General features: G+C 48.6%; 3 protein-coding genes. 2 read left to right on the top strand and 1 reads right to left on the bottom strand.

The annotated features are described in order from the left end of the window. Positions 1 to 41 precede the first annotated feature (41 nt). Positions 42 to 911, top strand: coding sequence for an EamA family transporter (locus BZG79_RS13425; protein WP_077670167.1), 870 nt, complete (start codon positions 42 to 44; stop codon positions 909 to 911). A gap of 32 nt (positions 912 to 943) precedes the next feature. Here BZG79_RS13425 and BZG79_RS13420 read toward each other — a convergent pair whose 3' ends face one another. Further along, entirely contained in the window at positions 944 to 1,927 is a 984-nt protein-coding gene (locus BZG79_RS13420) for a lipid A deacylase LpxR family protein (protein ID WP_077461409.1), read from the bottom strand. 138 nt (positions 1,928 to 2,065) lie between these two features. Here BZG79_RS13420 and BZG79_RS13415 point away from each other — a divergent pair, with 138 nt between their 5' ends. Continuing rightward, positions 2,066 to 2,896 (top strand): sulfurtransferase, encoded by an 831-nt coding sequence (locus BZG79_RS13415; protein WP_077576699.1) that lies wholly within the window; start codon positions 2,066 to 2,068, stop codon positions 2,894 to 2,896. The last annotated feature ends 95 nt before the right edge of the window (positions 2,897 to 2,991 follow it).

Genomic DNA, 2,991 nt, shown 5'->3' with positions numbered 1-2,991 from the left:
CAGCTACTGTATCTTTACGTGAAGATACATAGAGAAAGGTTATGCATTATTTTATCGCTATTCTTGCTCCGATTTTTTGGGGCAGTACTTATTCAGCGGTTGCTCTGTTCCTGGGGGATCTTTCCCCTTATTGGATGGCAGTATGGCGAGCATTACCAGCGGGCCTGTTAATGCTGATGATCAGTCGACGTGGTTTACCTTTAAGTTTGCCGAGAATGCTTGCTGTAAGCTTTTTTAATATCGCGGCTTTCTTTTTACTGCTTTTTATTGCCGCTTATCGGCTACCCGGCGCTATCGCTGGGACTTTAGGCGCGACCTTACCCTTAGTACTGATGCTGCTTCAGTGGTTAACAGAAGGGAAACGGCCTCAGCCTAAACTACTTGGGCTGGCGATTTTAGGGCTTTTCGGCGTAGTATTATTATTGAATCCATCTTCCAATATCGATTGGATAGGGGCCGGTGCCATGTTACTTGCCACATTTTTTGTTGCTCAGTCGACACTATGGATGAAGCGCTGGGAAGCGAAAGACATTTTTGGATTAACCGCTTGGCAGTTAGTCCTTGGTGGCATCATGCTTATTCCTTTTGCTTGGCTCTTTGCGGGGCCGCCACAGGCGATAACCATGGAGGCCGTACCAGGACTTGCTTGGGTTATTTTACTCAATACTGCTATCGGTTACTGGGCCTATATTCGCTCGATCACTGTACTTGGCCCAAATCGTCAATCTATCATTATGTTTCTTAACCCGCTTACGGCTGTAACCCTTGGTGTACTGTGGATCAATGAAACGTTACAGCCGTTACAGTGGTTAGGTATTGCGATGATTTTAGCGTCATTGGTGTTGATGAAACTCACGGATAAACGAAAGAGTCAGTCGCCTAAACAAGCCGTTGCTGCCACACCTCGATAGTGGCGACGGAAAGCGAAACGAGAGTATGGATGTTAATACCGATAATGCACGGTCCAAGATACGTAGCTATAGGTGTCATCGGGAGCTTGCTTATAGTCTTTCGTGTGTACAACAACACTGATATCTGTGCCCCAGCGAGGCTGGTAAAATGCTAGCCCGGTAGCGGCACTTGCTTGCCAGTGGGTCATATCGATGTCGGCATTCTCTGGCGGTTTATCGCCATTGATGGTGACGTCATTGGCCCGATATCGGCCTTGCATCGCGGCATAAAAGAATGCGCCCTGTTCGCTTGCGTCGAACAAACGGCTGTCTAAATGGCGGCCTGGCTCGAAGCTAATGCCGCCAAAGGTATTAGCCAGATCAAGACCAATACGATAACTCAATCCTGTAGAGAGTTCGCTGCGGAAGTTACCGATATCGGCACGTCCAGTCACTCCCCATTCTTGGTTCTCGCTACGGTGCAGGAGCTGGTGGCGTTCATAAGCAAACTGCGCCACTGGCGTGTTTTCCACTTGGTAGTCCCATCCTTTTGGGTCGGGCGAGTCGATGAGGTCATGAACGTAAGATTGTCCTTCTTCAGTTTGCGATGCGGGGCCAACCATTCCGAGCATAAATGACCACTTATCGACCCGCTCTGATGTCTGCTGATAAATGCCAGGCTCGATAAAAATCAAACCGGCATAGGGACGTTCATTGGGATGGGGCGTTTCCCATTCAATATCGTTGGGCGTCCACATCATTTGTCCAACATCGATGCTCCAGCTTTGGCGTGCTTGTTCGTTAAGCGGTAGCTGTTGAGCAAACCAACGAATGGGCGTGACAGCGGTGGTGGTGACATCATCGGACCAATCCGCATGCCAGTGCGCATAAACACCACTGGTGTATTGATTATCAACGCCTAACGGACTGTCGTTTTCAATTGTTACACCGACCCCCGCGCTAAAGGCCGCTGTGGGTGCCAGCAGTAGTGTGGGAAACAATAAAATAGCGCCTGAGATCACGCGAGATGGTGTCATTCATATCCTCATTGAGTTGCATCTTTAATGCGAGGCTTTCAGTATGAGTAAAAAATTAGGCTGATACTAGATAAGATAAGTCAATATCTTGTGAAAGTGTTGTCATCCGCCAATCAACGATGAAAAGGAACCGTCAAGATGTCAGTGTTTGTAACCCCTGAATGGCTCGCTCAGCGCCTCGATACCGTCGTTCCTGTCGATGCTAGCTGGTTTATGCCAGATGTATCCCGAGATAGCTTCCAAGAGTGGCGCCAACGGCGTATTCCGGGTGCCGTTTACTTTGATTTCGATAATACAGTCAAAGATCAATCTTCCTCTTTACCTCATATGTTACCGGATGAAACGAGTTTTGCGCGACATATGGGAACGCTAGGTATTGCCTCGCAAGACACGTTAGTGGTCTATGACACGCAAGGCTTATTCTCTGCCGCTCGCGTGTGGTGGATGTGTAAAGTGATGGGCCATCGGGATGTATTTATTCTTGATGGCGGACTACCTGCTTGGATGGCATCAGAGGGGCTGATAGATAATACACCGCCTCAGCCGCGTGTCGAGGCAACTTACCACGCCGATTTTAAAGCGTATCGTTACATTGATGGCGACACGCTGGCCGAAAAGCTGGCCGCAATCAATGTGATTGATGTCCGTCCTGAAACACGATTTTATGCACAGGTGCCAGAGCCTCGAGAAGGTATACGAAGTGGTCATATGCCCGGCGCTATTAACCTACCTTTTAGCGAATTGACGGATCCGCGCGGTTTTGTGATCAGTTCAGACATCGCACGTAACATCGTTTTACCTCACCTCAGTGATACACGTTTGAACGTAGCAAGCTGTGGATCAGGCGTGACGGCTTGTATCTTAGCCGCGGTGGCTGAGCACTATTTTGCTTATCCGCTTGCGGTGTATGACGGCTCTTGGACGGAGTGGGGTGGCCATCAATTTTGGCCTGTTGTCCGGGAAGATTAAAATCTATGCAAACGCGAAGGCGGTAAGTGGCAAGATTGACTTGATAGTGATCTATGTCACTATCTAGCTGATGCGCTAATGATATATCAATACAT

This window comes from Salinivibrio sp. MA427 (assembly GCF_001996115.1).
Classification (GTDB): Bacteria; Pseudomonadota; Gammaproteobacteria; order Enterobacterales; family Vibrionaceae; genus Salinivibrio; species Salinivibrio costicola.
The sequence above is the reverse complement of the archived record's forward strand: the minus strand, read 5'-3'. Positions and strand labels throughout refer to the sequence as shown.

Excerpts from the sequence above, each read along its gene's own strand:
- BZG79_RS13415 (WP_077576699.1), top strand. The coding sequence starts at position 2,066 with ATGTCAGTGTTTGTAACCCCTGAATGGCTCGCTCAGCGCCTCGATACC.
- BZG79_RS13425 (WP_077670167.1), top strand. The coding sequence starts at position 42 with ATGCATTATTTTATCGCTATTCTTGCTCCGATTTTTTGGGGCAGTACT.
- BZG79_RS13420 (WP_077461409.1), bottom strand. The coding sequence starts at position 1,927 with ATGACACCATCTCGCGTGATCTCAGGCGCTATTTTATTGTTTCCCACA.